30 protein-coding genes and 2 tRNA genes are annotated in these 23,809 nt (G+C 65.6%); 10 read left to right on the top strand and 22 right to left on the bottom strand.

What is annotated here, in order from left to right; translation table 11 throughout:
• Positions 1-62: 62 nt before the first annotated feature.
• From ppx to SSKA14_RS20310, 5 genes are all read right to left on the bottom strand, one after another.
• Entirely contained in the window at positions 63-1,589 is a 1,527-nt protein-coding gene (gene ppx, locus SSKA14_RS20330) for an exopolyphosphatase (RefSeq protein WP_008266653.1), read from the bottom strand.
• Positions 1,590-1,891: 302 nt separating this feature from the next.
• Positions 1,892-3,979 carry a polyphosphate kinase 1 gene (ppk1, locus tag SSKA14_RS20325; RefSeq protein ID WP_040008752.1) on the bottom strand — a complete coding sequence of 696 codons (2,088 nt, stop codon included), beginning with the start codon at positions 3,977-3,979 and terminating at the stop codon, positions 1,892-1,894.
• A 4-nt stretch (positions 3,980-3,983) separates the two neighbouring features.
• Positions 3,984-5,315, bottom strand: a complete 1,332-nt coding sequence (gene phoR, locus SSKA14_RS20320) for a phosphate regulon sensor histidine kinase PhoR (protein ID WP_008267063.1) — start codon at positions 5,313-5,315, stop codon at positions 3,984-3,986.
• A gap of 106 nt (positions 5,316-5,421) precedes the next feature.
• Positions 5,422-6,111, bottom strand: coding sequence for a phosphate regulon transcriptional regulator PhoB (gene phoB, locus SSKA14_RS20315; RefSeq protein ID WP_005408258.1), 690 nt, complete (start codon positions 6,109-6,111; stop codon positions 5,422-5,424).
• A gap of 116 nt (positions 6,112-6,227) precedes the next feature.
• Complete coding sequence (locus SSKA14_RS20310) at positions 6,228-7,928, bottom strand: M48 family metalloprotease (protein ID WP_198283616.1); 1,701 nt, start codon at positions 7,926-7,928, stop codon at positions 6,228-6,230.
• A gap of 88 nt (positions 7,929-8,016) precedes the next feature.
• On the opposite strand from SSKA14_RS20310, the gene grxC reads away from it, so the two are divergent.
• From grxC to SSKA14_RS20280, 6 genes are all read left to right on the top strand, one after another.
• On the top strand, positions 8,017-8,307 hold the full coding sequence (gene grxC, locus SSKA14_RS20305; RefSeq protein WP_004154541.1) for a glutaredoxin 3: 291 nt from the start codon (positions 8,017-8,019) through the stop codon (positions 8,305-8,307).
• Positions 8,304-8,696, top strand: coding sequence for a carboxymuconolactone decarboxylase family protein (locus tag SSKA14_RS20300; RefSeq protein ID WP_004154542.1), 393 nt, complete (start codon positions 8,304-8,306; stop codon positions 8,694-8,696). The genes grxC and SSKA14_RS20300 overlap by 4 nt, the downstream gene beginning before the upstream one ends.
• Positions 8,697-9,018: 322 nt before the next feature.
• Complete coding sequence (locus tag SSKA14_RS20295) at positions 9,019-10,023, top strand: isocitrate dehydrogenase (protein ID WP_008265786.1); 1,005 nt, start codon at positions 9,019-9,021, stop codon at positions 10,021-10,023.
• A gap of 202 nt (positions 10,024-10,225) precedes the next feature.
• Complete coding sequence (locus tag SSKA14_RS20290) at positions 10,226-10,969, top strand: cysteine hydrolase (RefSeq protein WP_008266005.1); 744 nt, start codon at positions 10,226-10,228, stop codon at positions 10,967-10,969.
• A gap of 53 nt (positions 10,970-11,022) precedes the next feature.
• On the top strand, positions 11,023-11,931 hold the full coding sequence (locus SSKA14_RS20285) for a LysR family transcriptional regulator (RefSeq protein ID WP_008265006.1): 909 nt from the start codon (positions 11,023-11,025) through the stop codon (positions 11,929-11,931).
• Positions 11,932-11,956: 25 nt separating this feature from the next.
• On the top strand, positions 11,957-12,706 hold the full coding sequence (locus SSKA14_RS20280; RefSeq protein WP_040008748.1) for a sulfite exporter TauE/SafE family protein: 750 nt from the start codon (positions 11,957-11,959) through the stop codon (positions 12,704-12,706).
• Between the two features lie 59 nt (positions 12,707-12,765).
• Here SSKA14_RS20280 and SSKA14_RS20275 read toward each other — a convergent pair whose 3' ends face one another.
• Positions 12,766-13,524, bottom strand: coding sequence for a Bax inhibitor-1/YccA family protein (locus SSKA14_RS20275; RefSeq protein WP_008265103.1), 759 nt, complete (start codon positions 13,522-13,524; stop codon positions 12,766-12,768).
• A gap of 180 nt (positions 13,525-13,704) precedes the next feature.
• Between SSKA14_RS20275 and SSKA14_RS20270 the strand changes: the two genes are divergently transcribed.
• From SSKA14_RS20270 to SSKA14_RS23890, 4 genes are all read left to right on the top strand, one after another.
• A tRNA-Pro gene (locus SSKA14_RS20270) sits at positions 13,705-13,781 on the top strand.
• Positions 13,782-13,820: 39 nt separating this feature from the next.
• Positions 13,821-13,897: transfer RNA gene (locus tag SSKA14_RS20265), tRNA-Arg, on the top strand.
• A 179-nt stretch (positions 13,898-14,076) separates the two neighbouring features.
• On the top strand, positions 14,077-14,424 hold the full coding sequence (locus tag SSKA14_RS20260) for a hypothetical protein (protein WP_040008746.1): 348 nt from the start codon (positions 14,077-14,079) through the stop codon (positions 14,422-14,424).
• 98 nt (positions 14,425-14,522) lie between these two features.
• Positions 14,523-15,359 (top strand): hypothetical protein, encoded by an 837-nt coding sequence (locus tag SSKA14_RS23890; protein WP_157635993.1) that lies wholly within the window; start codon positions 14,523-14,525, stop codon positions 15,357-15,359.
• A 10-nt stretch (positions 15,360-15,369) separates the two neighbouring features.
• Here the strand turns inward: SSKA14_RS23890 and SSKA14_RS20250 are convergent, their stop codons facing one another.
• From SSKA14_RS20250 to SSKA14_RS20175, 16 genes are read right to left on the bottom strand one after another with little or no spacing between them, the layout of a single operon-like run.
• The gene (locus SSKA14_RS20250) at positions 15,370-16,575 is read right to left on the bottom strand and encodes an integrase (protein ID WP_232281419.1); all 1,206 of its coding nucleotides are present in this window, start codon (positions 16,573-16,575) and stop codon (positions 15,370-15,372) included.
• Positions 16,576-16,594: 19 nt separating this feature from the next.
• Positions 16,595-16,825, bottom strand: a complete 231-nt coding sequence (locus tag SSKA14_RS20245) for a hypothetical protein (RefSeq protein ID WP_008264565.1) — start codon at positions 16,823-16,825, stop codon at positions 16,595-16,597.
• Positions 16,822-17,142 carry a hypothetical protein gene (locus SSKA14_RS20240; protein ID WP_040008741.1) on the bottom strand — a complete coding sequence of 107 codons (321 nt, stop codon included), beginning with the start codon at positions 17,140-17,142 and terminating at the stop codon, positions 16,822-16,824. The genes SSKA14_RS20245 and SSKA14_RS20240 overlap by 4 nt, the downstream gene beginning before the upstream one ends.
• A complete protein-coding gene (locus SSKA14_RS20235; protein WP_040008739.1) occupies positions 17,139-17,723 on the bottom strand; it encodes a hypothetical protein in 585 nt (194 codons plus the stop codon). The genes SSKA14_RS20240 and SSKA14_RS20235 overlap by 4 nt, the downstream gene beginning before the upstream one ends.
• Complete coding sequence (locus tag SSKA14_RS20230; protein ID WP_008265340.1) at positions 17,720-17,926, bottom strand: hypothetical protein; 207 nt, start codon at positions 17,924-17,926, stop codon at positions 17,720-17,722. Before SSKA14_RS20230 ends, SSKA14_RS20235 begins: the two co-directional genes overlap by 4 nt.
• Positions 17,919-19,286 carry an RNA-directed DNA polymerase gene (locus tag SSKA14_RS20225; protein WP_008266720.1) on the bottom strand — a complete coding sequence of 456 codons (1,368 nt, stop codon included), beginning with the start codon at positions 19,284-19,286 and terminating at the stop codon, positions 17,919-17,921. Before SSKA14_RS20225 ends, SSKA14_RS20230 begins: the two co-directional genes overlap by 8 nt.
• On the bottom strand, positions 19,283-19,726 hold the full coding sequence (locus SSKA14_RS20220) for a four helix bundle protein (RefSeq protein ID WP_008267229.1): 444 nt from the start codon (positions 19,724-19,726) through the stop codon (positions 19,283-19,285). The genes SSKA14_RS20225 and SSKA14_RS20220 overlap by 4 nt, the downstream gene beginning before the upstream one ends.
• Before the next feature lie 26 nt (positions 19,727-19,752).
• Entirely contained in the window at positions 19,753-20,178 is a 426-nt protein-coding gene (locus SSKA14_RS23135) for a DUF1566 domain-containing protein (protein WP_008266674.1), read from the bottom strand.
• Between the two features lie 32 nt (positions 20,179-20,210).
• Positions 20,211-20,636, bottom strand: coding sequence for a DUF1566 domain-containing protein (locus SSKA14_RS23130; protein ID WP_008264729.1), 426 nt, complete (start codon positions 20,634-20,636; stop codon positions 20,211-20,213).
• A 32-nt stretch (positions 20,637-20,668) separates the two neighbouring features.
• Positions 20,669-21,094, bottom strand: a complete 426-nt coding sequence (locus SSKA14_RS23125; RefSeq protein WP_008265407.1) for a DUF1566 domain-containing protein — start codon at positions 21,092-21,094, stop codon at positions 20,669-20,671.
• A 32-nt stretch (positions 21,095-21,126) separates the two neighbouring features.
• Complete coding sequence (locus tag SSKA14_RS23120) at positions 21,127-21,552, bottom strand: DUF1566 domain-containing protein (protein WP_008267811.1); 426 nt, start codon at positions 21,550-21,552, stop codon at positions 21,127-21,129.
• Positions 21,553-21,584: 32 nt separating this feature from the next.
• Positions 21,585-22,010, bottom strand: a complete 426-nt coding sequence (locus SSKA14_RS23115) for a DUF1566 domain-containing protein (protein ID WP_008264729.1) — start codon at positions 22,008-22,010, stop codon at positions 21,585-21,587.
• 32 nt (positions 22,011-22,042) lie between these two features.
• Positions 22,043-22,468, bottom strand: coding sequence for a DUF1566 domain-containing protein (locus SSKA14_RS23110; protein WP_008265407.1), 426 nt, complete (start codon positions 22,466-22,468; stop codon positions 22,043-22,045).
• A gap of 32 nt (positions 22,469-22,500) precedes the next feature.
• Positions 22,501-22,926 carry a DUF1566 domain-containing protein gene (locus SSKA14_RS23105; RefSeq protein WP_008267811.1) on the bottom strand — a complete coding sequence of 142 codons (426 nt, stop codon included), beginning with the start codon at positions 22,924-22,926 and terminating at the stop codon, positions 22,501-22,503.
• 32 nt (positions 22,927-22,958) lie between these two features.
• Positions 22,959-23,510, bottom strand: coding sequence for a DUF1566 domain-containing protein (locus tag SSKA14_RS23100; protein ID WP_008267840.1), 552 nt, complete (start codon positions 23,508-23,510; stop codon positions 22,959-22,961).
• Positions 23,507-23,737 carry a hypothetical protein gene (locus SSKA14_RS20175; protein WP_008267276.1) on the bottom strand — a complete coding sequence of 77 codons (231 nt, stop codon included), beginning with the start codon at positions 23,735-23,737 and terminating at the stop codon, positions 23,507-23,509. The genes SSKA14_RS23100 and SSKA14_RS20175 overlap by 4 nt, the downstream gene beginning before the upstream one ends.
• Positions 23,738-23,809 lie beyond the last annotated feature (72 nt).

The raw sequence follows: 23,809 nt of genomic DNA, 5'->3' as shown, positions 1-23,809 counted from the left end.
AAGGGTGCGATGTTGCGGCGCAGCGCGAATTGGCGCGCGTGACGGGCGTCGTTCCGGGCGAGTCAGGCCACGAACGGACGGAACTGGATGCCCAGGCCAGCGATGCCGTCGGTCTCGCCGATCAGGTCGGCGCGCAGCAACGGGCGGGCATCGATGAACGCCTGTGGCACGATCAGCGACAGCCGGTTGTCGTCGGCGGTCAGTTCCAGGGCTGGCAGCGGGGCGTCCTCGTGCGCGCGGTTGAGCAGCACCGCCAGGCGCAGCAGGGCGGCCAGCCGGCGTGCGGTCAGCAGCAGGCGCTCGGGAAGGGCATCGAAGGCGGTCTTGGTGATGCTGCGGCGGTGGCTGCGTACCAGCGCGGCCAGCATCTGCTGTTCCTGCCGCGAGAAACCGGCGATGTCCGAGTGTTCCAGCACGTAGCTGCCGTGCACGTGGTAGCCGCTGTGCGCGATCATCAGGCCCAGCTCATGCAGGCGTGCGGCCCAGCCCAGCATGCGGGCATCGTCGGCATCCAGTTTCCAGTGCTCCTGCACCTGCTCCAGCAGTGACAGTGCGGTCTCCTGCACGCGGTCGGCCTGCGCCATGTCGATGCCATAGCGCTGGCTGAGCGCAGCCACCGACTCGTCACGCAGATCGTTCTCGCCGGCACGGCCGACGATGTCATACAGGATGCCTTCGCGCATCGCCGCCTTGCTGACCAGCAGCTTCTGCAGGCCCAGGGCCTGGAAGGCCGCTTCCAGCACCAGGATGCCGCCGGCGATGATCGGGCGCCGGTCGCTGGACAGGCCGGGCAACTGGATGTCGTCGATCTTCTTGGCTTTCAGCAGTTCGTCGCGCAGCTGTGGCAGGGCTTCGACGGTGATCGCGCCCTTGCTCAGCTTCATCGTCGCGCAGATTTCGCTGATCGCCTTGTGCGTACCTGAAGAACCCAATGCTTCCTGCCAGCCCAGCGCGCGGTATTTGCTGGCGAAGGGCTGGAACTCGCGGCCGATCTCGGCCAGCGCGTCCTTCCAGCGCTTCTTGCTCAGCTTGCCGCCCGGGAAGAATCGGCGGGTGCTGGCGATGCAGCCGGCCTGCAGGCTTTCGCGCTCCAGGGTCTGCATGCCCATGCCGATGATGAACTCGGTGGAACCGCCGCCGATGTCGATCACCAGCCGGCGCTCGCCCGGCTTGGGCGGTTGTGCATGGGCGACACCGAGGTAGATCAGGCGCGCTTCTTCGCGACCGCTGACCACTTCGATGGCGTGCCCCAAAGCGGTCTCGGCCGGGACCAGGAACGACTGCGGCGAGCGCAGCTGGCGCACGGTGTTGGTGGCCAGTGCGCGTACCCGGTGTGGCGGCACGTTGCGGATGCGCTGGCCGAAGCGGGCCAGGCACTCCAGCGCGCGTTGGCGGGCCGCCGCGGAGAGTCCGCCTTTGCCATCCAGCCCGTCGGCCATCCGCACCGTCTCGCGCAGGCGGTCGATCACCCGCAGCTGGCCGAGCGTGTAGCGCGCGATGACCATGTGGAAACTATTGGAGCCAAGGTCGATGGCGGCCAGCAGGTCGCCATCCTGCAATGCGGGCGGAGTCGTGGTGGTATGCGGCATGGACGAATGTTAGCCGAAGGGGCGGTGTGCTCGTCACCGCGTGGCCTTCACATTTTGTAGGGGGGAGTGCGGCAGGGCTGCGCCCTGCACCTGCAGAGGCCAGAGCAACGGCAACAGCCGAAGCAAAAGCGGGCTATCCGTGGGATGGCGGGGTGGGTCCGGTTGAGGGGGACGCCGTAAACCCGTCCTTGGGGGCTTGGTCGCGGCATCCATGCCGCTCACACCCCCTCAACCGGACCCACCCCGCCTTCGACAGATTTCTGCTGCTGTTGGTGGGTGTCGACCTTGGTCGACACACCGGGTTACAGCCCCTGCATCAACGCCATCTGTGCCGAATGCGGGGCTTCGTCGTGGGCCGGGGCACGTTTGTGGTAAATGCCCTCGGCGTCCAGTTCCCAGGCATTGAGGTTGTCATCCAGGTAGTTCTGCAGCACCTCGCGGTACACCCGCTTGGCCAGTTCCGGATCAAGGATCGGGAAGCAGGTCTCGACCCGGCGCAGCAGGTTGCGCTCAAGCCAGTCCGCGCTGGCACAGTACATTTCCGGCGCACCATCGTTGCCGAACCAGTAGACGCGGCTGTGTTCAAGGAATCGACCGACGATCGAGCGCACGCGGATGTTGTCCGAGACACCCGGCACGCCCGGGCGCAGGGTACAGGCGCCACGGATGATCAGGTCGATCTGCACGCCGGCCTGCGAGGCGGCGTACAGCGCGCGCACCACCTGCGGTTCGTTCAGTGCGTTCATCTTGGCGATGATCCGCGCCGGACGCCCCGCGGCGGCGATGCGCGTTTCGCGCTCGATGCGGCCGAGGATGCCGGTGTGCAAGGTGAACGGCGACTGCAGCAGGCGCTTGAGCTTCATCTTCGACGCCAGGCCTGACAGCTGCTGGAACAGCAGGTGCACATCGTTGCCGATGTCCGCATCGGCGGTGATCAGGCTGATGTCGGTGTACGCGCGGGCGGTGCCGCTGTGGTAGTTGCCGGTGCCCAGGTGCACATAGCGGCGCAGCTTGCGGCCCTCGCGGCGAACGATCAGCAGCATCTTGGCGTGGGTCTTGTAGCCGACCACGCCGTACACCACCTGCACGCCGGCTTCCTGCAGGCGATCAGCCAGGCCCAGGTTGGCCTCTTCGTCGAAGCGCGCACGCAGCTCGACCACCACGGTCACATCCTTGCCGTTGCGCGCGGCCTGGATCAGCGCGTCGACGATCAGCGAATCCTTGCCGGTGCGGTACAGGGTCTGCTTGATCGCCAGCACGTTCGGATCCACCGCCGCCTGCCGGATCAGGTCCAGCACCGCGGTGAAGGCATCGAAGGGGTGATGCAGCAGCAGGTCCTGGCGCGCGACGGTCTCGAAGATGCCATCGCTGTCGCGCAGCGTGCGCGGGGTCATCGACGGGTACTTCAGGTCCGGCTGCGCGATCAGGTCGTACAGCTGGATGATGCGGTTCAGATTGACCGGACCGTCGATGCGGTACACGGCATTTTCGGTCAAGCCGAAATTCTGCAGCAGGGTGCGCACGATGTCGCGCGGCATGTCATGGGCGATCTCCAGACGCACCGCCGGCCGGTAACCGCGGTCGACCAGCTCGTCACGCAGTGCCAGCGCCAGGTTCTCCACTTCTTCCTCGTCCACCACCAGCTCGGAATTGCGGGTGACGCGGAACTGGTAGGCGCCCAGCACTTCCATGCCCGGGAACAGTTCATCGACGAAGGTCGACAGCACCGAGGACAGGAACACGAAGTTCTGCGGGCCGCCAAGCTTTTCGGGCAGCTGGATGATGCGCGGCAGCGAGCGTGGCGCGCGCACGATGGCCAGGTGGCCGGCGCGGCCGAACGCATCGGTGCCCTTCAGCACCACCACGATGTTCAGCGATTTGTTGAGGATCTTCGGGAACGGATGCACCGGGTCCAGGCCCAGCGGCGACAGCACCGGCATGATCTCGTTGCGGAAGTACGCGCGCAGCCAGCGCTTCTGGCGGTGGTTCCAGGAGTGGCGGCCGAGCACGCCGATGCCGGCCTCCGCCAGCGCCGGGCGCAGGGTCTGGTTCCAGCAGCGGTACTGCTGGTCCACCAGTTCGGCGGCGCGGTCATGGATGGCGGTGAGGATGGTCTGCGGGCTCATGCCGTCCGGCGCCGGCGGCAGGCCGAACTCCTGCGCATGGCGCACGGCAGCGGCGCGGATCTCGAAGAATTCATCGAGGTTGGTGCAGGAGATGCACATGAAGCGCAGGCGCTCCAGCAGCGGTACCTGCGGGTCCATGGCCTGCGCCAGCACGCGGAAATTGAAATCCAGCTGTGACAGTTCGCGGTTGATGTAGAGCGCCGGATCACGCAGCGGATCGTTGTCCGGGCTCACGGGGAGGGGGAGGGATCCGAGGCTGCTCATGGCGTCATTCTTCGATGGAAGTCAGGGGGGCGGACTCGCGCGGGCGCACGTGGTCGGCATCGAAATGGCAGGAGAACACCGAGCCCTTGCCGACCTCGCTTTCAATCTCCAGCCGCGCGTGGTGCAGGCCGAGGATGTGCTTGACGATGGACAGGCCCAGGCCGGTGCCGCCGCTTTCGCGCGATCGGCTGCTGGAGACGCGGTAGAAACGTTCGGTCAGGCGCGGCAGATGCGTGGCCGGGATGCCGTAGCCAGAATCGCGCACCGCCAGCACCGCGCCATCGCCTTCGCGGCGGAACTCGACGGCGATGCGGCCGCCGGCCGGGGTGTAGCGCACCGCATTGGTGACCAGGTTGGAAAACGCGCTGTGCAGTTCCTTGGTCGAGCCCTGCAGGTCCACGCCAGCCAGGTCGTCGATGCTGATCTGGTGGCGGCCCTGGCTGTGTGCTTCGGCTTCGCGGCGCAGGGTCGCCAGCATCGGCTGCATGGCCACGGTCTCGTCCTCGCTGTGTTCCTGCGATTCCAGCCGCGACAGGGTCAGCAGGTCTTCCACCAGCTGGGCCATGCGCTGGCTCTGCTTGCGCATTTCCTCCAGCATCGGCCCGGTGCCGGGGAAATCGTCCGGGTCCATCATGTCCAGATAGCCATGGACCACGGTGAGCGGCGTACGCAGTTCGTGTGAAACGTTGGCCACGAAGTCGCGGCGGACCTGTTCCAGGCGCAGCAGCTTGCTGACGTCGCGGGCGATCAGCAGCCAGTAATCCGACGAATAGGGAATCAGGCGCAGGTTGAGGCGGATCGCCGGATCGACCGGCGAAGGCACGTCGAGGATCGGCTCGGCATTGCGGCCACCGGCCAGCCAGTGGGCCAGCGGCATCGGCTGCAGCCGTTCGACCAGCGCCTCGCCGAGGTCACCCGGGTGGTGCAGGCCAAGCAGGGCAGTGGCTGCTTCGTTGAACCACTGCACGCGCTGGCTGTTGCGGTCCAGCACCACCACCGCATCGGGCAGTGCGGCGGCCGCAGCGCGATAACTGCGCAGCATGTCCAGCAGGCGGCGCTTGCGCACGCGCATTTCCACCTGGTTGCGGTACAGCAGGCGGTCCAGTTCGTTCCAGACGCCGGTGCCTTCGTCGGCGGTGTCCCAGCGCTGGCGCGCGGTCAGGCGGCGCAGCACGCTGCGCAGGCGCCAGTAATGCCAGGCCAGGGTAGCCAGCGCGCCCAGTGCGATGCACAGCCACAGATGGCCCGAGAACCACCCCACCAGTCCGGCGAACAGCAGTACCGCGGCGACGGTGGCCAGGGTCTTCAACCAGGCAGAGCGGATGTGGCGGGGCATTGCGATCTCGTCGTTGAGGTGCGGCGGTTCACTGGGGTGAACCGAGGGTTATAGCAGAGTTGCCGGCACCGGCACCCGCGGGTGCGCGGCGCCGGCACGACGAGACTCAGGTTGCGGTAGAGAAGCGGTAGCCGGCGCCGCGCACGGTCTGCACCATGTTCTCGGCGTTGAACGGTTCCAGCGTCTTGCGCAGGCGGCGGATGTGCACGTCGATGGTGCGCTCCTCCACGTACACGCTGCCGCCCCAGACATGGTCCAGCAGCTGGGCGCGGGTGTAGACGCGCTCGGGGTGGGTCATGAAGAAGTGCAGCAGGCGGTATTCGGTCGGGCCGATCGGCACCGGCTGGTCGTTGGCGAACACGCGATGGGCGGCGCCATCGATGCGGATCGGGCCGACCGCTACGCTGCCATCCTCGTCGTCCTCGCGGGCGCGGCGCATCACCGCACGGATGCGGGCCAGCAGCTCGCGCGCCGAGAACGGCTTGACCACGTAGTCGTCGACACCGGCTTCAAGGCCACCGACGCGGTCATTCTCTTCGCCGCGGGCGGTCAGCATGATGATCGGCACTTCGCGGGTCAGCGTTTCCTTGCGCCAGCGGCGGGCCAGATCCAGGCCGCTGGTGCCGGGCAGCATCCAGTCCAGCAGGATCAGGTCGGGCACTCGGTCGGCGATGGCCGTCTGCGCCTCGCGGGCATCGCCGGCGTGGACCGGTTCGTAATCGCCCTTGCGCAGGGCGAAGGCGACCATTTCACGGATCGCGGGCTCGTCATCGACGATCAGGATGCGTTTCTGCACGAGGACACCGTAGGGCTCGGTTACTGGAGTGGTGCCAGTAGACTACGGTTTGATGACATGTTTGTGACTACCTGGCCGGAACCGGCCTGGATTGCCATCGGCCGGTCATGCAGCGCTCAGCGGCGGTCCAGGTCCGGGTCCTGCACGCCCTGGCGGCGCAGTTCCAGCACGGTGGGAGTGATCGCCTCGATACGTGCATCCACCCGTGCCCGGCCGACATAGTCCAGCGCCGGGTTGCGCTTGAGCGCCTGCAGCTGCATCAGCGACTGCTCCGGGCGGCCACTGAGGAAGGCGGCCTCGGCATAGGCCTCGCTGGCGCGCACGCTGTCACCGGCCAGCTCGCTGGCGCGGGCGTATCGCTGCTGGAAGACCGGATCGTTACCGCTTTGCGACAACAGCGGCCGCAGCATGGCCTGCGCGCGCTGGCCGGCCTCGCGGCTGCCCTGTTCGTTCAGGATCTCGGCATAGGTCAGGGCTACCGGGCGGCTGTTGGGGTGCTCGCGCAGCAGCTGCTCGAAGCGGCTGTTGGCCTGGGCGGCCTGGCCGGCGCGCGATTCGGCCTCGCCCAACCCCAGCGCCAGCCACAGGTTGTCCGGGCGGGTCTGCAGCAGGGTGGCCAGGGTCTGCCGGGCCTGTGCAGCACCGGTGCGGCCGCCGCGCATGACCGCCAGGGCCTGGCCATAGCGCTGGGCGTCGTTCAGGCCATCCTTCTGGCGCTTGGCCATGTCGGCGTATTCGCGCTCCAGTTCGGCGGTGGAGTCGGCGCTGAGCACCCGCAGGCGTTCGCGTGCCCAGTCGAAGTCGCCGCTGGCACCGCGGCTGAGCTGGCCCATCGGGATGCGCAGCACGCTGCTGGGCAGCAGCGGGTTGTTGCCGCGCAGCAGCGGCTCGGCCAGGCTGGGGTCGGCCGGGTCCACCCGCTCCCTGCGTTCGCCGCTGGGGGTGCTGGTGGTGAGAAGTACGGTGTCCTTCTTCATCTGCTCGGCGCGGGCCTTGGCCTCGCTGATGCGGGTGATGTTGACCGGGTGGGTGCGCAGGAACTCCGGCACGCTGTAGCCGCCTTCGTTGCCACGCATCGCCGCCGACATCCGCTCGAAGAAGCCGGCCATCGCATCCACGTCGTAGCCGCTGCGGGCCAGGGTGCGGATGCCGAGGCGGTCGGCCTCGGACTCGTTGGACCGGGTGTAGTTGATCTGCCGCTGCTGCATCAGGCCCATGCCCGAACTGATCGCGGCCATGGTTGCGTTGCCCGACGACGTGCTGTTGCTGGCCTGCGCGGCCACCACCGCCGCCAGCATGCCCAGCAGGATCGGGATCTGGTCACGCTGGGCGCGCTCGACGCCGCGCAGCACGTGCTGCTGGGTGACATGGGCGATTTCGTGCGACAGCACCGCGGCCACTTCGTCTTCGCGCTCGGCGGTCAGCACCAGGCCGGCATTGACCCCGATGTAGCCGCCCAGCGTGGCGAAGGCGTTGATCTGGCGGTCCTTCATCACGAAGAACGTGTACGGCTGGCGCGGCTGGTCGCTGTTCGAGCCGAGCCGGGTGCCCATGGTCTGCAGCCAGTCGTTGACCAGCGGGTCGTCCAGCAGATAGCCGTAGTTGCGCAGCTCGCGCAGCATCATCGCGCCGTACTCGGCCTGGCGCGCCGGGGTCAGCAGCTCGCCGGCCGAGGAGCCGATGTCGGGCAGCTTCTCCTGGGCCTGGGCCAGCGGCATGGCCAGGGCCAGGGTGATGGCGGTAGTCAGCAGCAGGGCTCGCAAGCAGGAGGTCCTCGGGCAGGGCGCGCCCAGCGTGGCAGGGCAGGGGGCAACCATTCGTTAATCCACAGTGTTGCGGCCGTGGCGTGGAAATTCCAGCGCACCGGTACCATATATGGACCGTCGATCCATCGTGGAGTTTCCCGTGACAGCCCAGACCGCCGGCGGTGCCCCCGCCATCACCATCTATTCCACCGCCGTCTGCCCGTACTGCGTGGCCGCCAAGAACTTCCTGAAGAGCAAGGGCCAGCAGTGGACCGAGGTCCGCATCGACCTGGACCCGGCCGAGCGCGAGAAGATGATGGCGCTGACCCGCCGCACCAGCGTGCCGCAGATTTTCGTCGGCGACGTCCATGTCGGCGGTTACGACGACATGATGGCCCTGCACCGTGAAGGCAAGCTCGAGCCGCTGCTGGCTGGGCAGGGCCAGGCATGAGCGCGGCCGACGACGGCAGCAAGGACCGCATCGCCGAGTTCACCGAATTCCGCAAGCGCATGAACGAGCGCATCCTGGGCGAACCGAACCAGGTGGTGCGCCGCTTCTTCGCGCTGGACACGCAGACCTACCAGGCCGGCGCGCTGGACGTGAAGACCAAGGAGCTGCTGGGCCTGGTGGCCTCGATGGTGCTGCGCTGCGACGACTGCATCAGCTACCACGTGGCCCAGTGCAAGGACGCTGGGGTGACCCGCGAGGAGTTCTTCGAGACCTTCTCTGTCGGCCTGGTGGTCGGCGGTTCGATCGTGATCCCGCACCTGCGCCGCGCGGTCGATTTCCTCGACCAGCTCGAGGGCGGTGCCGCCGCCCCGGCAGCGCACGAGCACTGAAGGAAGTGCCGGCCCTGGCCGGCATCGCCTGAACCCGACATGGCCGAAGTTGCCGGCCAGCGGCCGGCACTACCGGGCGCGCGGGGGGCCTTCCCCGCGATCCAACAGCCCACGAGCCCCCTTGTTGTTCAAGGGGGCGCGCCGACAGGCGCGGGGATAAGGTGGGATGCGCGGGCAATTCTGCCTGAGCCGGGCACTGGGACCATGGTCTATTTGGGACCTCGGCCCCGGCTCAGGCATAATTGCCGGTGAAACTTCCTTTGCGCCGGCGTTTCCGGGCACGTCCGGACGGCGTTTTTCCCCCTGTTCGGAACATCGATCAATGACGCAGAAAATTACGGTCATCCGCGGCGACGGCATTGGCCCGGAAATCATGGACGCTACCCTGTTCGTGCTCGACCAGCTCAAGACTGGCCTGGAGTACGAAGACGCCGATGCCGGCCTGGTGGCCCTGGAAAAGCACGGCGACCTGATGCCGGCGGTGACCCTGGAATCGATCGCGCGCAACAAGGTGGCGCTGAAGAGTCCGCTGACCACCCCGGTCGGTGGTGGCTTCACCTCGATCAACGTCAGCCTGCGCCGCCACTTCGACCTGTACGCCAACGTGCGTCCGGCCCACACCTTCCCGAACACCAAGTCGCGTTTCGACAACGTCGACCTGATCACCGTTCGTGAGAACACCGAAGGTGCGTACCTGGCCGAAGGCCAGGAAGTGTCGGCCGATGGCGAGACCGCCTTCTCCGGCACCCGCATCACCCGCAAGGGCTCCGAGCGCATCGTGCGCTACGCCTTCGAGCTGGCCAGGAGCACCGGCCGCAAGAAGGTCACCGCCGTGCACAAGGCCAACATCATCAAGTCGACCTCGGGCCTGTTCCTGAACGTCGCCCGTGAAGTGGCCGCGCAGTACCCGGAGATCGAGTTCCAGGAAATGATCGTCGACAACTGCTGCATGCAGTTGGTGATGCGTCCGGAACAGTTCGACGTGATCGTCACCACCAACCTGTTCGGCGACATCATTTCGGACCTGTGTGCCGGTCTGGTCGGCGGCCTGGGCCTGGCCCCGGGTGCCAACATCGGCAAGGACGCGGCGATCTTCGAAGCCGTGCACGGCACCGCACCGGACATCGCCGGCCAGGGCAAGGCCAATCCGTGCGCACTGCTGCTGGCAGCCGCGCAGATGCTGGACCACGTCGGTCAGCCGGAAAACGCCGAGCGCCTGCGCAAGGCCATCGTGGCCACCATGGAAGCCAAGGACTCGCTGACCGGCGACCTGGGTGGTACCGGTACCACCATGAGCTTTGCCCAGGCCATCGCCAGCCGCCTGTAAGCGGTTGGTCGACCTCGGTTGAATCCACAGCGGGGCGCCTTCGGGCGCCCCGTTGCGTTTACGGGTAGATCCACGCCATGCGTGGATGACGGAACGACCCAGCTGTGCGTTTTCCGCACAGATCGTGTGCTGTTGCCTGGCTGGTTCGTGCGTCAATCGCTCCGCATCCTGTGCCCCACACCCATCGCACAGGAATCCGCATATGAACCTCACCGCCTTCGGCCTGGCCAGCCTGATCGGCATGGCCGCCACCGCCCCGGTCGCCGCCGCCGAGCCTGCCCATCCCACCATCCGCCACATGGCTGGCGCGCCGGTCGCCGCTTCGCTGGATGCGGCGAAGACAGCCGTGCTGGTGATCGACTTCCAGAACGAATATTTCGATGCCAAGGCTGCGCCGGGCTTTGCAGGTGGCCGCATGGTCATCCCTGAGGGCGTGGTCGCGCTGCGCCAGACCCGCCGCCTGATCGACTTCGCCGATGCCAACGGCATCCGCGTCATCCACGTGCAGCATGTGCTGCCGGCGGGTGCGCCGCTGTTCGCGCAGGGCAGTGTCAATGCCGCCTTCCATCGCGACATGCAGCCGCGGGCCGGCGAGACCGTGGTGCAGAAGGACAACGTCAGCGTGTTCGCTGGTGGCTCCGCTGCAGTGCTCGACACGGTGCTGAAGCAGTCGGGCATCGACACCCTGATCGTCACCGGCCTGCAGACCCATGCCTGCGTGGCCGGCGCCGCCCGCGATGCCGCCGCGGCACCGCGTGGCTACCGGGTGATCGTGTCGTCCGATGCAACGGCCAGTCGCGATCTGGACCTGGCCGGTGGCCAGCGCATCGGCCATCGCGTGCTGCATGAAGCCGCACTGGCCCAGATCGAGGACACTTTCGGCGATGTCATGACCACTGACGCGATTCTGGCGCTGCCGGTGCGCAAGGCCGGCGACGGCGCTTGATAAGCTGGCAGGGCCCGCACATCGCGGGTCCTGCCAACCGGAGCCGCCCGCCGATGGATCAATTCGCCGCCCTGCGCGCGCTGCGTGCCATCGTCGATGCGGGCAGCTTCACTGCGGCCGCCGAGCGCCTGGGTACCACCCACTCGGCGATGTCGCGACAGCTGCGGCAGCTGGAAGAACATCTGCAGGTACGCCTGCTGGACCGCAACAGCCGCCGCTTGTCATTGACCGAGGCCGGACGCGGCTACTACCGCGAGGCGGCATCATTGCTCGATCGCCTGCAGGAAGCGGATGAGCAGGCGCGTGCCGGACAGGCCCAACCCAGTGGCACCGTGCGCATCAGCGTGCCGCAGGTGGTGGCCAGCCAGGAGCTGCCGCATTGGCTGCCCTCGTTCCTGCAGCGCTACCCGCAGGTGGCGCTGGATCTTTCCGCCGATGATCAGCTGGTCGATGTGGTGGGCGGGCGGTTCGATCTTGCGCTGCGCATCGCACCGTCATTGCCCGACAGCCAGCTGGTTGCGCGCGAGCTGGCCAGCTGCCCGCGCATCCTGGTGGCTGCACCGGCCTACCTGGCGCGCCATGGCCTGCCGCGGCAGGCGGCAGATCTGGAACAGCACGCGCTGCTGGGCTTCAGTCCCACCGCGTCGATGCCGCCCTGGCAGCTGCACGGGCCGCGTGGTGCCACCGCGAGCATCGAGGCCGGGCAGCGCCTGCGCGTGGATGCCACGCCGGCGCTGTACGCCGCCGCGCTGGCGGGGATGGGTATCAGCCTGTTCACTGCGCTGACCGTGCAGGAGGACCTGCGCGCCGGTCGTTTGATCAGGGTGCTGCCGGCCTGGCATGCCGGGCAGCGCCGCTACTTCGCGCTGTATCCGCATGCACGCGCATTGGCGCCGAAGGTGCGTGCGCTGGTCGAGCATCTCGCAGCGCACTACGCTGCGCAGAGTGGCGCGGCGGGGTAGCCGTGCAACCGCAACCGAGGTGGTGATGGAGTCGGTCTATCTGCTGGTCGCGCTCGGCGCGATTGTCGCCGGATTCGTACAGGGCTTGTCCGGTTTCGCCTTCGGCATGGTGGCGATGTCGTTCTGGGCGTGGGGCCTGGAGCCGCGATTGGCGGCGACGCTGTCGGTGTTCGGTGCGCTGGTCGGCCAGCTGGTCGCGGTGTTCACCGTGCGTCGCGGATTCAACCTGCGCCTGCTGCTGCCGTTCGTGCTGGGGGGCCTGGCGGGCATCCCGCTGGGCGTGATGGTGCTGCCACAGCTGGACATGGAGTGGTTCAAGGCGTTGCTGGGTGGCTTCCTGGCGCTGTGGTGCCCGGTGATGCTGATGGCGCGCTCGTTGCCGCCAATCCGCGTCGGCGGTCGCCTCGGTGACGCCATTGCCGGCATGGCCGGTGGCGTGCTCAGTGGTATCGGTGGCTTCGCCGGACCCGTGCCGACGTTGTGGAGCACGCTGCGTGGCTTTGGCAAGGATGAGCAGCGCGCGGTGATCCAGAACTTCAACCTGGCGATGCTGGCGGTGACCATGGCCACCTATGTCGGTAGTGGCCTGGTGAACCGGCAGATGCTGCCGTATTTCGCCATCGTGGCACCGGCCATGCTGATTCCAGTGCTGCTGGGCGCGCGGGTCTACATCGGCATCAGCGAGATGCGCTTCCGCCAGGTCGTGCTGAGCCTGCTGACCGCGTCTGGTATTGCGTTGCTGGCCTCTTCGCTTCCAGCACTGCTGGCGCGCTGAAGCGTCAAAGGAAAAGGGCGCCACTGGGGCGCCCTTTGTCGTTTACGGCTTGGTGGGGCTCAGCGCTGCTGGATCTTCGACAGCAGGCGCAGGAACTCCACATAGAGCCAGACCAGGGTCACCATCAGGCCGAATGCGCCATACCACTCCATGTACTTCGGCGCGCGCTGGGCCACGCCGGTTTCGATGAAGTCGAAGTCCAGTACCAGGTTCAGCGCGGCCACCACCACCACGAACAGGCTGAAGGCGATGCCCAGCCAGCTGGCGTCGTGGATCACCGGGACGTTGATGTTGAAGAAGCCCAGTACGAACGAGGCCAGGTAGAGCAGGGCGATGCCACCGGTGGCGGCGACCACGCCCATCTTGAAGTTCTCGGTGGCCTTGATCACGCCGCTGCGGTACGCAATCAGCAGCGCAGCCAGGGTGCCGAAGGTCAACAGCACGGCCTGGAACACAATGCCCGGGTACTTCATGTTGAACAGCGCCGACACGGCGCCCAGGAACAGGCCCTCGACCAGCGCATACATCGGCGCGGTGACCGGCGACCATTCCTTCTTGAAGATGGTGATCAGTGCCAGCACCAGCCCGCCGATCGCGCCGCCCATGGCATACAGCTTGGCTGCGCCCATGACCTCGCCGTACTCGTTGACGGACTGGTTCCAGGCAAAGGCTGCGGTCAGCACGGTCAACAGCAGCAGGATGCCGGTCTTGTTGGCGGTGCCGTTGAGGGTCATCACCTGGCCGGGGCTGGTCATCACCGAACCGCTGGCGAGGTCGAGGAAGGTCGACTCGGAAAGAGCCGGGTTGCCGCTGCGCATGCGTGTTCTCCGTGCGAATGAGGGTCGGGACGGCCATCCGGCCGATGTCCGCGAGCATAGCCGATGACCATGCAGGGTGCCGTGGCGGATTCATGACCGGTCGCGCCTGCGTTGACAGTTCGCGATGCGCTTGGCGACAATGAACGACTCCCCGGGCCTGGCCCGAGGGGATTGCAAGACCGGGGTATAGCGCAGTCTGGTAGCGCGCCTGCTTTGGGAGCAGGATGTCGGGGGTTCGAATCCCTCTACCCCGACCAATCCCACGCCACGTCGGATTGGACATCGTTCCGGTTCGGGCGCCCGTAGCTCAACTGGATAGAGCACCGGCCTTCTAAGCCGGCGGTTACAGGTTCGATTCCTGTCGGGCGCGCCAATTGAATCAATGACTTATCTGTAGGTTCGTCCGAGAATAGCGGCCAATCCGGAATTGACTCCGGATAACTCGTTATAGATATGCTGTTCAGTCAGAGTTGTCATGGGTACTATTTCCGGCGAATGATCCTAGAGCCATGGGATCTCCAACGGCTACGTAGTCATGGACGAGGTTTGTGAATGAGCAAGACGATTCCCACTGAATTTGCTAGTGCGCTCGAGATTGGCGGGCCAACCCCGGACGGGCTGATCCATCTGACCTTCACGAGGGCCGGGATTGGCGAAAGGCAGACTGGTGTTGAGCGCCGGTCACTTTCAAGCGATGGGTACGAGGCGGAGGAAATCCCAGCAGTTGCGAGTGTCGTACCAGTAGCCACGATCATGATCCCCTACCCGATTTTCAAGAAGTTCGGGCCCATGTTTACGGAAATCGGCGCTCAGATCGAGGAGAGGCGGCGTAGAGAGCAGCAGCTCAAAGCGGCGAGCAAAGCTGCTAAGGCCGAAGGCACTTCGCCATCTGAGGACTGAACCTTATGAGTCGGTACTCGGACGTTCCGGCTGAGGGGCGACGCGGAAACTTTGTTTCCCGTTCACCTGATCTTGTTTGGCCGGACCTCACGGATTGGATGAATGACGGCGAGATGGCGGTCGTGGTTTTTGCCAGAACCAAAAAGAGCGCGTTCATCAATGCGGCTAGCAATTGGCCCGGCTTGGATCTATCTAACGGGAATGTAACTGTTCGCCAATTAGACTTGACGGGTCAAAGCGACCATTCAGGTCCTACTGATATGGTGTTGGAACGGGTGAAGCCTTCGTCCGCGACGTTACCATTTCTTGAGCATGATCCACGCACTCAGGGACATGTTGATGATACGAGGGAAGATGGTCGGCCAGAACCTACCGAAAGGGATGTCCGTTCCAAGTCCGCTTCTTCGGGGTCTCCCAAAAAAAGCCCTGCAGACGCGCCGGATGAAGCTAGTGCCAGGGCGAATTACTCAGATCAAATGAACCACCCATCGCGCGAAGAGATTGACGCAAAGCTTCAAGCTATCGAGGCTCGGATGGACGCTCGCGCGGCTGAAACCGCGGGGAAAATTGACAGCCTTATAGTAAGGATTGATGAGCGCGACAAGCTGTACCAAGCGCAGTTCGCCACTATGGGCGAGCAGCTTCGAGATCTGCGAGGATTGAAAAGCACGTTCATCACGACAACGATTGCCACAGGTGGTGTTGTCGTTGGTCTGGTTTTTGCAGCGATGGCTCTGGCAGGTGCAAGCTTCGATTCAGGACGAGAAACTGCGCAGTTGACTGCCGCAGCAGAGAAGTCGTCATCGGCCGCGCAGCAGGCAGCGACTGCTGCGAACCAGGCTGCGGGGATGGCTCGAGCAATTGTTGACCCGAAATCGGATTCCAGCTCCCGCGAGCACTCTGACACGCCGAAAAGCGCTCCCAAAGCGGAATAGGCATTTCCCCTTAACTGGCTCTAATAGTCGAGCCTCCTTGCTCGCTTCCGGATTCCTCGACAACTGGCAGTGAGTGGTCATAAACGTGAATCATCGCGTCCGTCTTATGGCCGCTCGCTGTCTTCTTGTCACCCCTGGTGTCTGTCACGCCGCGGTGTTTCAAGCTGTGTAGACCGAACCGTTCGTCCTGTCTCAGAATCCCGTCCTTCACCGCATTGCGCATCATGCGCCCCCAGGCAGTCTGCCAACCCGCCTCGGTCAACCGTTCGCCGTCCTCGCTGACGAGCAGATAGCGGTTCTCGGCCAGGACGGGTACAACTCCCCCTCTCTTACTCCAAATCGCTGCGCGGCGAGCCCGTAGCAGCGCTATCGCCTCTTCGGTTTCCGCGCCTTTGCGCACCAGGTTGTCGCGGCTACCTTTCCGGCGGTTCGTCCGCAGTAGCTCGCCCTCGACATGGGCGTCAGTGAGTGTCAGTACCTCAATTCCGCGTAAACGTGCCTGATACGCCAGCTCCATCGCCGCCCACAGGTACGCTGGTACAGCACCCTTCGCGCGAGGCCCGCGCGCGCTGCAGTTCTTCGCATACGCCTGGACACGTCGGAATACATCCGCCGGCGGCATGCGGTGGTCTGCCTTTTCTTTGACCTGCTTGATGCCTGCAGCAGGATTCGTCGTGACATGGTCGTGCTCGCGCGCCCAGCCGAAGACGCGCCGCAGGTAGCGTAGCCAGTGATTTGCCTTGGTGGGATAGCCCGGAGTATCGGCCTCGCCGGGCTTCTGTCCTGGCCTCCCCATTGCGATCACGTCGATCAGCCGCCGGATGAAACCTGGCGTGAGGCGATCCACCACTGCATCGCCAAGGCTGGTGCCGTTCTTCAGCGGATAGACCTTGATTGCGGCCGCGTACTCTTTGTAGCCCTGTTGCGTCTTCGGGCCCAGCTGCGCAAAGGCAAGGCTCTTGGCATGCTGGTCGATGACGTAAGCGATCGTGCCGCGCAGTGCTTCGCCTTGGCGCGCCTCCATGATCGCGTGCAGGTCCGATAGCCGCGCGCTGGGCCCGGCTACAGTCTTCTTCCGGAAGCCGTGGCCCTCTTCGTGAGGGTTGCGCACATACCAGCGACCTCTCCCGGTGGGATCCCAGTAGATCCCCACCGGGAGGCGGGTGTGGTCAATGTGCTTCGGCAGGTTGGGTGCGGCCTTTCGAGGTCGTGCCATGGTGCTGCTGTGCGTCCTTTCAGATCAGCGAAGCGGGGTAGCTCTCGTTCTCGAAAGCACTGGTGGCGGTGGTGCTGAGGCCCAGGGCCTCGTTGAGGGCGGCTGTAGTGGTCCAGACACCGCCCTGACCGTCGTACTGCACGCGGATCTTGCGCTGCTTGGCCCAGCGCTCAACGGTGGCGAGCCGTGGGCGCTTCCCGGGCCGGCACAGCTCCTGCAGGTCGCGGAACTGTAGAACGTCTCCGATCACGGGCGGCCTCCTTCGGCGCTGGCCCTGACGCGGGTGGGCTTTGCGGTCCTTTCGACCAGGCTGAGGTTGAACTGCACGACGTTGTCGGCGACAGCCGGCGAGGCCGATGCCCGCGCGCTGCGCGCCGGCCGGTTGAGCCTGGTCCATGCCGCGATGGCCTTGTCGGGATCGGCGTGCTTGCTGGTCGACCTGCAGGCGCATTCGACCAGGTGGCCGCCACCGGCGTATGCGCAGCGCTTGTCGTGGATGTGGCGCGCGCGGTGGCCGGCGGCGCAGTTCGGCAACCCTTCGGGGTGGCTGATATGTTCCTGGGTCATGACTTGTTGCACTCCTGGATGTGGGCTTCGAGCTTTTCCAGCAGGAAGGCGGCTTGCGCAGCGCGGTGGCGGCGGTCGTAGGTGTTGAGGTGGGCCGGCGCATCGATGAGCCACTGCAGTGGCTGAATGAGCCAGCTGGGATCGAAGGGGAGCAGGGTGCGCGGGTCGACTGTCTGGATCAGAGGCTCACAATCCGGCCCGGCCCAATCCTCACTGTCGCCGCAGCGGACGCACACGCGCCCCCGGAACTCGTGCAGCTTCTCCGGTTGGACCACGCGCGGTGTCTCGAACAGGGCACGGACAACGAGGCCACGCTGGTGGGCGGCATACACGTGCCCTGCATCGGCCTGGGCCCAGCAACCCGGTTTGAAGTCGTCCTTTAGGCGGTATTCCCAGCGCACAGGCTGCGCGGAGTAGAGCGCGGTCATGAGGGTGTCGGCCCACGTGCGCACCTGGTTGGCGGCAACGGCGCCGCCGGCGGGATCGACACGCCGCATGGCAGCGACGACCGCAGCGACGGGCGACGACGCTTTGGTGGCCTCGACAACGGTGGCCGGGGAAATGGGCAGTGGTGCGGTCATACGAACAGGTCCAGTTGGGCCGGCAGTGCCGGTGCGCGCGGCGGTTCCGGAAGCGGGGCAGGTGCAGTGGCGCGGATGCGTGCACGCTGTGCAGCGTTGAAGGAGAACCAGCAGCCGAGGCCATTCCGTCGCGCTCGCGCCTCGCTGAGGAAGACGCGCGCTGTGTGCTTGGCCTGTGCAGCGGTGAGCAGCAGGTCAGCCATGGGCGGGCACCTCTTTGATCCAGCGGATTGAATGGATGCGCCGCTCTGCCTTGTAGCTGAACCGTCGCGGTCGGGCTGCAGAGCGCAGCCAGGGGAATCGAATGTGGACGCGATGCATCAGCCGGTGGCTGCTGGCGTGCAGCAGATGGCCGGCAAAGCTGGCGATGCGGTTGGATAGCTCACGGAAGTCCGCCGGCGTGGCGCGGAGGCTTTCGCCGTGCACGTGCTTTCCTTCCCATTCGGCCAGCGCCGTGTGCAGGTGCCCAACCACTCGGCGCCGAGCCAGGGTATGAGTCGGGTAGATCACGTATCCGAGGAAGTCCAAGCCGTCGGTCAGTCGGCAGAGCTTCTGCTCGGCCTTCAGGCGCAGGCCGAGCTGGTCCTGTAAGAAGGCCTCGATCTGGTCGCGCCAGGCGGCCAGCTGCTCGCGGTCGTGGTGGAACAGCACGAAGTCATCGACGTAGCGCAGGTAGCGTTTGGCCTTGAGCACGTGTTTGGCGAACTGGTCCAGCGCGTCCAGGTAGACGTTGGCGAAGAACTGGCTGGACAGGTTGCCGATCGGCAGGCCACGCCCGGCCGGGGCGTTGGCCAGCCGCTTGTGCGGTGGAACCTGCGCCTGCTCGGCAGCAGTGGCCCGGTACTGGACACCCGCGTGTAGCGGCGAACGGCGCAGCAGGGCATGGGTGGCCTGCTGGACCACCAGCGGTGCGCCACGGAGCCGCAGGCGAGTGCGCAGCATCCGCCACAGGGTAGGCCGGTGGATGCTGTTGAAGAAGTTGGCCACGTCGAGCTGCAGATACCAGCCGCCGCCCTGGCCGCTGTGCACCTGGCGCACGAACTGCTGCGCCCGTCGCACGGCCGCGTGGCTGCCACGCCCCTTGCGGTTGGCATAGCTGTCATGGATGAACGTCGGCTCCCACAGCGCTTCCAGCTGCGGCACCAGCCAGTGGTGCACCACGCGGTCGGCGAAGTCTGGTGCGTGGATCTCGCGCGCCTTGGGCCGGGTGGCCACGAAGCACGTCGAGGGCCGCGGCTGCCAGTGGCATGCCACCAGCTCTTGCTGAAGCTGCAGCAGGCCATCGGCCCAGCGGTGGTCGAATCGCAGCTGGTTGAAGCTCGGAACCTTCTGGCGGCGCGCACGCCGCCAAGCCTGGTACAACTCCTGCAGGCCTACCTCTCCCTGAAACTCACCGGCACGACGCACGGCCAACGCGAACCCGTTGTTGTTGCGGTGGTTGTTGTTGACGTTGCCGTTGTTGAAATTGACGTTCCACGCGGACGCCGAGGACCAGGCGGCCGCCTCCCCATACACTTGCGACCAGGCCGCGCAGCCCGGATGCGGATAGCGCGGCTTCGTCATGAGTTGGCCCCCGCAAGGGCGGTACGGGTACTCAGTTTCTTGCCACGCTGCGCGACGCCGTCGGCTTGCGCATTCTGGGCATGGGAGACTTCGCGCAGGCGGCGGCGCCAGCCACCGGCCTGCATGCCCAGCTCTTCGGCTTGGCGGATAAGCATTTCAAACTGGCGGAAGCTGGCGAAGGCGCCAACCCTTTTGCCGATCTGCAGGAGCTGCTTGAGAGCATCAATATCCCGCACCAGCACCGCCACCCACCGCGCCTGCTCGGCGCGCTCACGCCAGGCGTTGTTGGCGTTGATGAACACCTGCTGGGAACGCGCGCGCAAGTCGCTGCCAATCTGGTAGCGGTGATAGCGGGCGAACCGGCGCACGGCGTTCTCGATCTCGACCGCCATGTGTTCGGCGGCCTTGATGATGGGTGGGGGCTGGAAACGAGAGGTCATCGGGAAAGCCTCAGCAGAAAATCAAATCACTGACCGGCACGACGCACGGCCAACGCGAACCCGAGGTCGTGGCGGCGGTTGTTGTAGACGGCGCCGCTGCTGAAATAGACGTACCACGCGGACGCCGAGGACCAGGCGGCCGGGGTCTTCGACCAGTACCAGTCGTTCTGGATGTCCTTGAAGAAGTCGGTGTTGATGGCCGGCGAGTAGCGGCTGCGGTCGATCAGCAGCTGCAGTTCCTCGATGGTCGGCAGATCCCAGTCGGTGTGGCCGAGCAGGTCCAGGGCCTTGGCGGCGGATTCGCAGTCAGCATGCGGAACATCGCTTTCCACGATGCTGGTGGCAGTGAAGGTCAGGCCGTAGTCGGGCAGGAACACGGCGACGTGGTCGATGGAATCGTCCGGCAGCTGGTTGCGGTCGGCGCCGATCTTCTTGAGGATGATGGGGTTCATGGTTGCTCCAGGGAAAGGATCAAAAGGGCCAATTACTGACCGGCACGACGCACGGCCAACGCGAACCCGCCGTCGCTGCGGCGGTAGTCGCCGACGAGGCCGTCGTAGAAATCGACGAACCACGCGGACGCCGAGGACCAGGCGGCCGGGGTCTTCGACCAGTACCAGTCGTTCTGGATGTCCTTGAAGAAGTCGGTGTTGATGGCCGGCGAGTAGCGGCTGCGGTCGATCAGCAGCTGCAGTTCCTCGATGGTCGGCAGATCCCAGTCGGTGTGGCCGAGCAGGTCCAGGGCCTTGGCGGCGGATTCGCAGTCAGCATGCGGAACATCGCTTTCCACGATGCTGGTGGCAGTGAAGGTCAGGCCGTAGTCGGGCAGGAACACGGCGACGTGGTCGATGGAATCGTCCGGCAGCTGGTTGCGGTCGGCGCCGATCTTCTTGAGGATGATGGGGTTCATGGTTGCTCCAGGGAAAGGATCAAAAGGGCCAATTACTGACCGGCACGACGCACGGCCAACGCGAACCCGTTGGTGAGGCGGAGGCCGTCGTAGACGAGGCCGTAGCTGAAAGAGACGAGCCACGCGGACGCCGAGGACCAGGCGGCCGGGGTCTTCGACCAGTACCAGTCGTTCTGGATGTCCTTGAAGAAGTCGGTGTTGATGGCCGGCGAGTAGCGGCTGCGGTCGATCAGCAGCTGCAGTTCCTCGATGGTCGGCAGATCCCAGTCGGTGTGGCCGAGCAGGTCCAGGGCCTTGGCGGCGGATTCGCAGTCAGCATGCGGAACATCGCTTTCCACGATGCTGGTGGCAGTGAAGGTCAGGCCGTAGTCGGGCAGGAACACGGCGACGTGGTCGATGGAATCGTCCGGCAGCTGGTTGCGGTCGGCGCCGATCTTCTTGAGGATGATGGGGTTCATGGTTGCTCCAGGGAAAGGATCAAAAGGGCCAATTACTGACCGGCACGACGCACGGCCAACGCGAACCCGTGGCTGCCGCGGTGGTCGTAGCTGACGTAGCCGAGGTTGAAATCGACGCCCCACGCGGACGCCGAGGACCAGGCGGCCGGGGTCTTCGACCAGTACCAGTCGTTCTGGATGTCCTTGAAGAAGTCGGTGTTGATGGCCGGCGAGTAGCGGCTGCGGTCGATCAGCAGCTGCAGTTCCTCGATGGTCGGCAGATCCCAGTCGGTGTGGCCGAGCAGGTCCAGGGCCTTGGCGGCGGATTCGCAGTCAGCATGCGGAACATCGCTTTCCACGATGCTGGTGGCAGTGAAGGTCAGGCCGTAGTCGGGCAGGAACACGGCGACGTGGTCGATGGAATCGTCCGGCAGCTGGTTGCGGTCGGCGCCGATCTTCTTGAGGATGATGGGGTTCATGGTTGCTCCAGGGAAAGGATCAAAAGGGCCAATTACTGACCGGCACGACGCACGGCCAACGCGAACCCGCCGTCGCTGCGGCGGTAGTCGCCGACGAGGCCGTCGTAGAAATCGACGAACCACGCGGACGCCGAGGACCAGGCGGCCGGGGTCTTCGACCAGTACCAGTCGTTCTGGATGTCCTTGAAGAAGTCGGTGTTGATGGCCGGCGAGTAGCGGCTGCGGTCGATCAGCAGCTGCAGTTCCTCGATGGTCGGCAGATCCCAGTCGGTGTGGCCGAGCAGGTCCAGGGCCTTGGCGGCGGATTCGCAGTCAGCATGCGGAACATCGCTTTCCACGATGCTGGTGGCAGTGAAGGTCAGGCCGTAGTCGGGCAGGAACACGGCGACGTGGTCGATGGAATCGTCCGGCAGCTGGTTGCGGTCGGCGCCGATCTTCTTGAGGATGATGGGGTTCATGGTTGCTCCAGGGAAAGGATCAAAAGGGCCAATTACTGACCGGCACGACGCACGGCCAACGCGAACCCGTTGGTGAGGCGGAGGCCGTCGTAGACGAGGCCGTAGCTGAAAGAGACGAGCCACGCGGACGCCGAGGACCAGGCGGCCGGGGTCTTCGACCAGTACCAGTCGTTCTGGATGTCCTTGAAGAAGTCGGTGTTGATGGCCGGCGAGTAGCGGCTGCGGTCGATCAGCAGCTGCAGTTCCTCGATGGTCGGCAGATCCCAGTCGGTGTGGCCGAGCAGGTCCAGGGCCTTGGCGGCGGATTCGCAGTCAGCATGCGGAACATCGCTTTCCACGATGCTGGTGGCAGTGAAGGTCAGGCCGTAGTCGGGCAGGAACACGGCGACGTGGTCGATGGAATCGTCCGGCAGCTGGTTGCGGTCGGCGCCGATCTTCTTGAGGATGATGGGGTTCATGGTTGCTCCAGGGAAAGGATCAAAAGGGCCAATTACTGACCGGCACGACGCACGGCCAACGCGAACCCGTGGCTGCCGCGGTGGTCGTAGCTGACGTAGCCGAGGTTGAAATCGACGCCCCACGCGGACGCCGAGGACCAGGCGGCCGGGGTCTTCGACCAGTACCAGTCGTTCTGGATGTCCTTGAAGAAGTCGGTGTTGATGGCCGGCGAGTAGCGGCTGCGGTCGATCAGCAGCTGCAGTTCCTCGATGGTCGGCAGATCCCAGTCGGTGTGGCCGAGCAGGTCCAGGGCCTTGGCGGCGGATTCGCAGTCAGCATGCGGAACATCGCTTTCCACGATGCTGGTGGCAGTGAAGGTCAGGCCGTAGTCGGGCAGGAACACGGCGACGTGGTCGATGGAATCGTCCGGCAGCTGGTTGCGGTCGGCGCCGATCTTCTTGAGGATGATGGGGTTCATGGTTGCTCCAGGGAAAGGATCAAAAGGGCCAATTACTGACCGGCACGACGCACGGCCAACGCGAACCCGCCGTCGTAGCGGGGGAGGTAGTCGTCGACGCCGCCGCAGTAAAAATTGACGACCCACGCGGACGCCGAGGACCAGGCGGCCGCCGTGCTGGTCCAGTGCCAGCGAGGCAGCACGCCGGGGAACAGCGCGGTATCGATGGCAGGCTCATGGCGGGTGTCATCGACCAGGGCGACCAGCTCTGCGCGGGTGGGAAGACGCCAGTCGTCATGGCCCAGCAGGCGAAGCTCGATGCAGGCCTTCTCGCAGTCGGGCTGGCTCATCGGGTCCCCATCGCTGCCGCCGATGGACTTGACCGCCCACATCAGGCCGGTGGCGTGGTCGATCACCGCCACGTGATCGGTGCGCGGGTCGGTGCCCGCAGCGCTGGTGCCGTCGGCGAACAGCTTCGTGTGCCCAGTGGGGTGATGGTGGATAGCCTGGTCAGCATTGAGTTCGATCAGCTGCCCGGGCTGGAAGGTTCCGGCGGAGATCGAGATCTCCGATTCACCCTTGGTGCGGATGGTGATGGCGTTCAACGTGCGTTCCTCGCGTTGCGGTGGGTGCCGCCTTCGGCGGCGCGGGTTGGACTGCAGAGAGCTGCCAGGGCTTCCAGACGCACCGCCTCGGCGGTGTAGTGGGCTGCTCGTTCCTGGCGGACCTTGTGGGAGAACTGCACGTCAGTCAGGGCATGCTCGGCAGCGTCGCGGTTTGCCTTTGCGAGGCGTGCCGGGTCGTGGTCGAAGATGTCGAGTTGATTGCGCATGCGGTTCCCTCGAATGGGTTGCCGGCGAGTGGAAGTCCGGCCGGCGCGGAGCCCGGTCACCCGGGCGGGCGG

The organism is Stenotrophomonas sp. SKA14 (genome assembly GCF_000158575.1).
GTDB lineage: Bacteria > Pseudomonadota > Gammaproteobacteria > Xanthomonadales > Xanthomonadaceae > Stenotrophomonas > Stenotrophomonas forensis.
The sequence above is the reverse complement of the archived record's forward strand: the minus strand, read 5'-3'. Positions and strand labels throughout refer to the sequence as shown.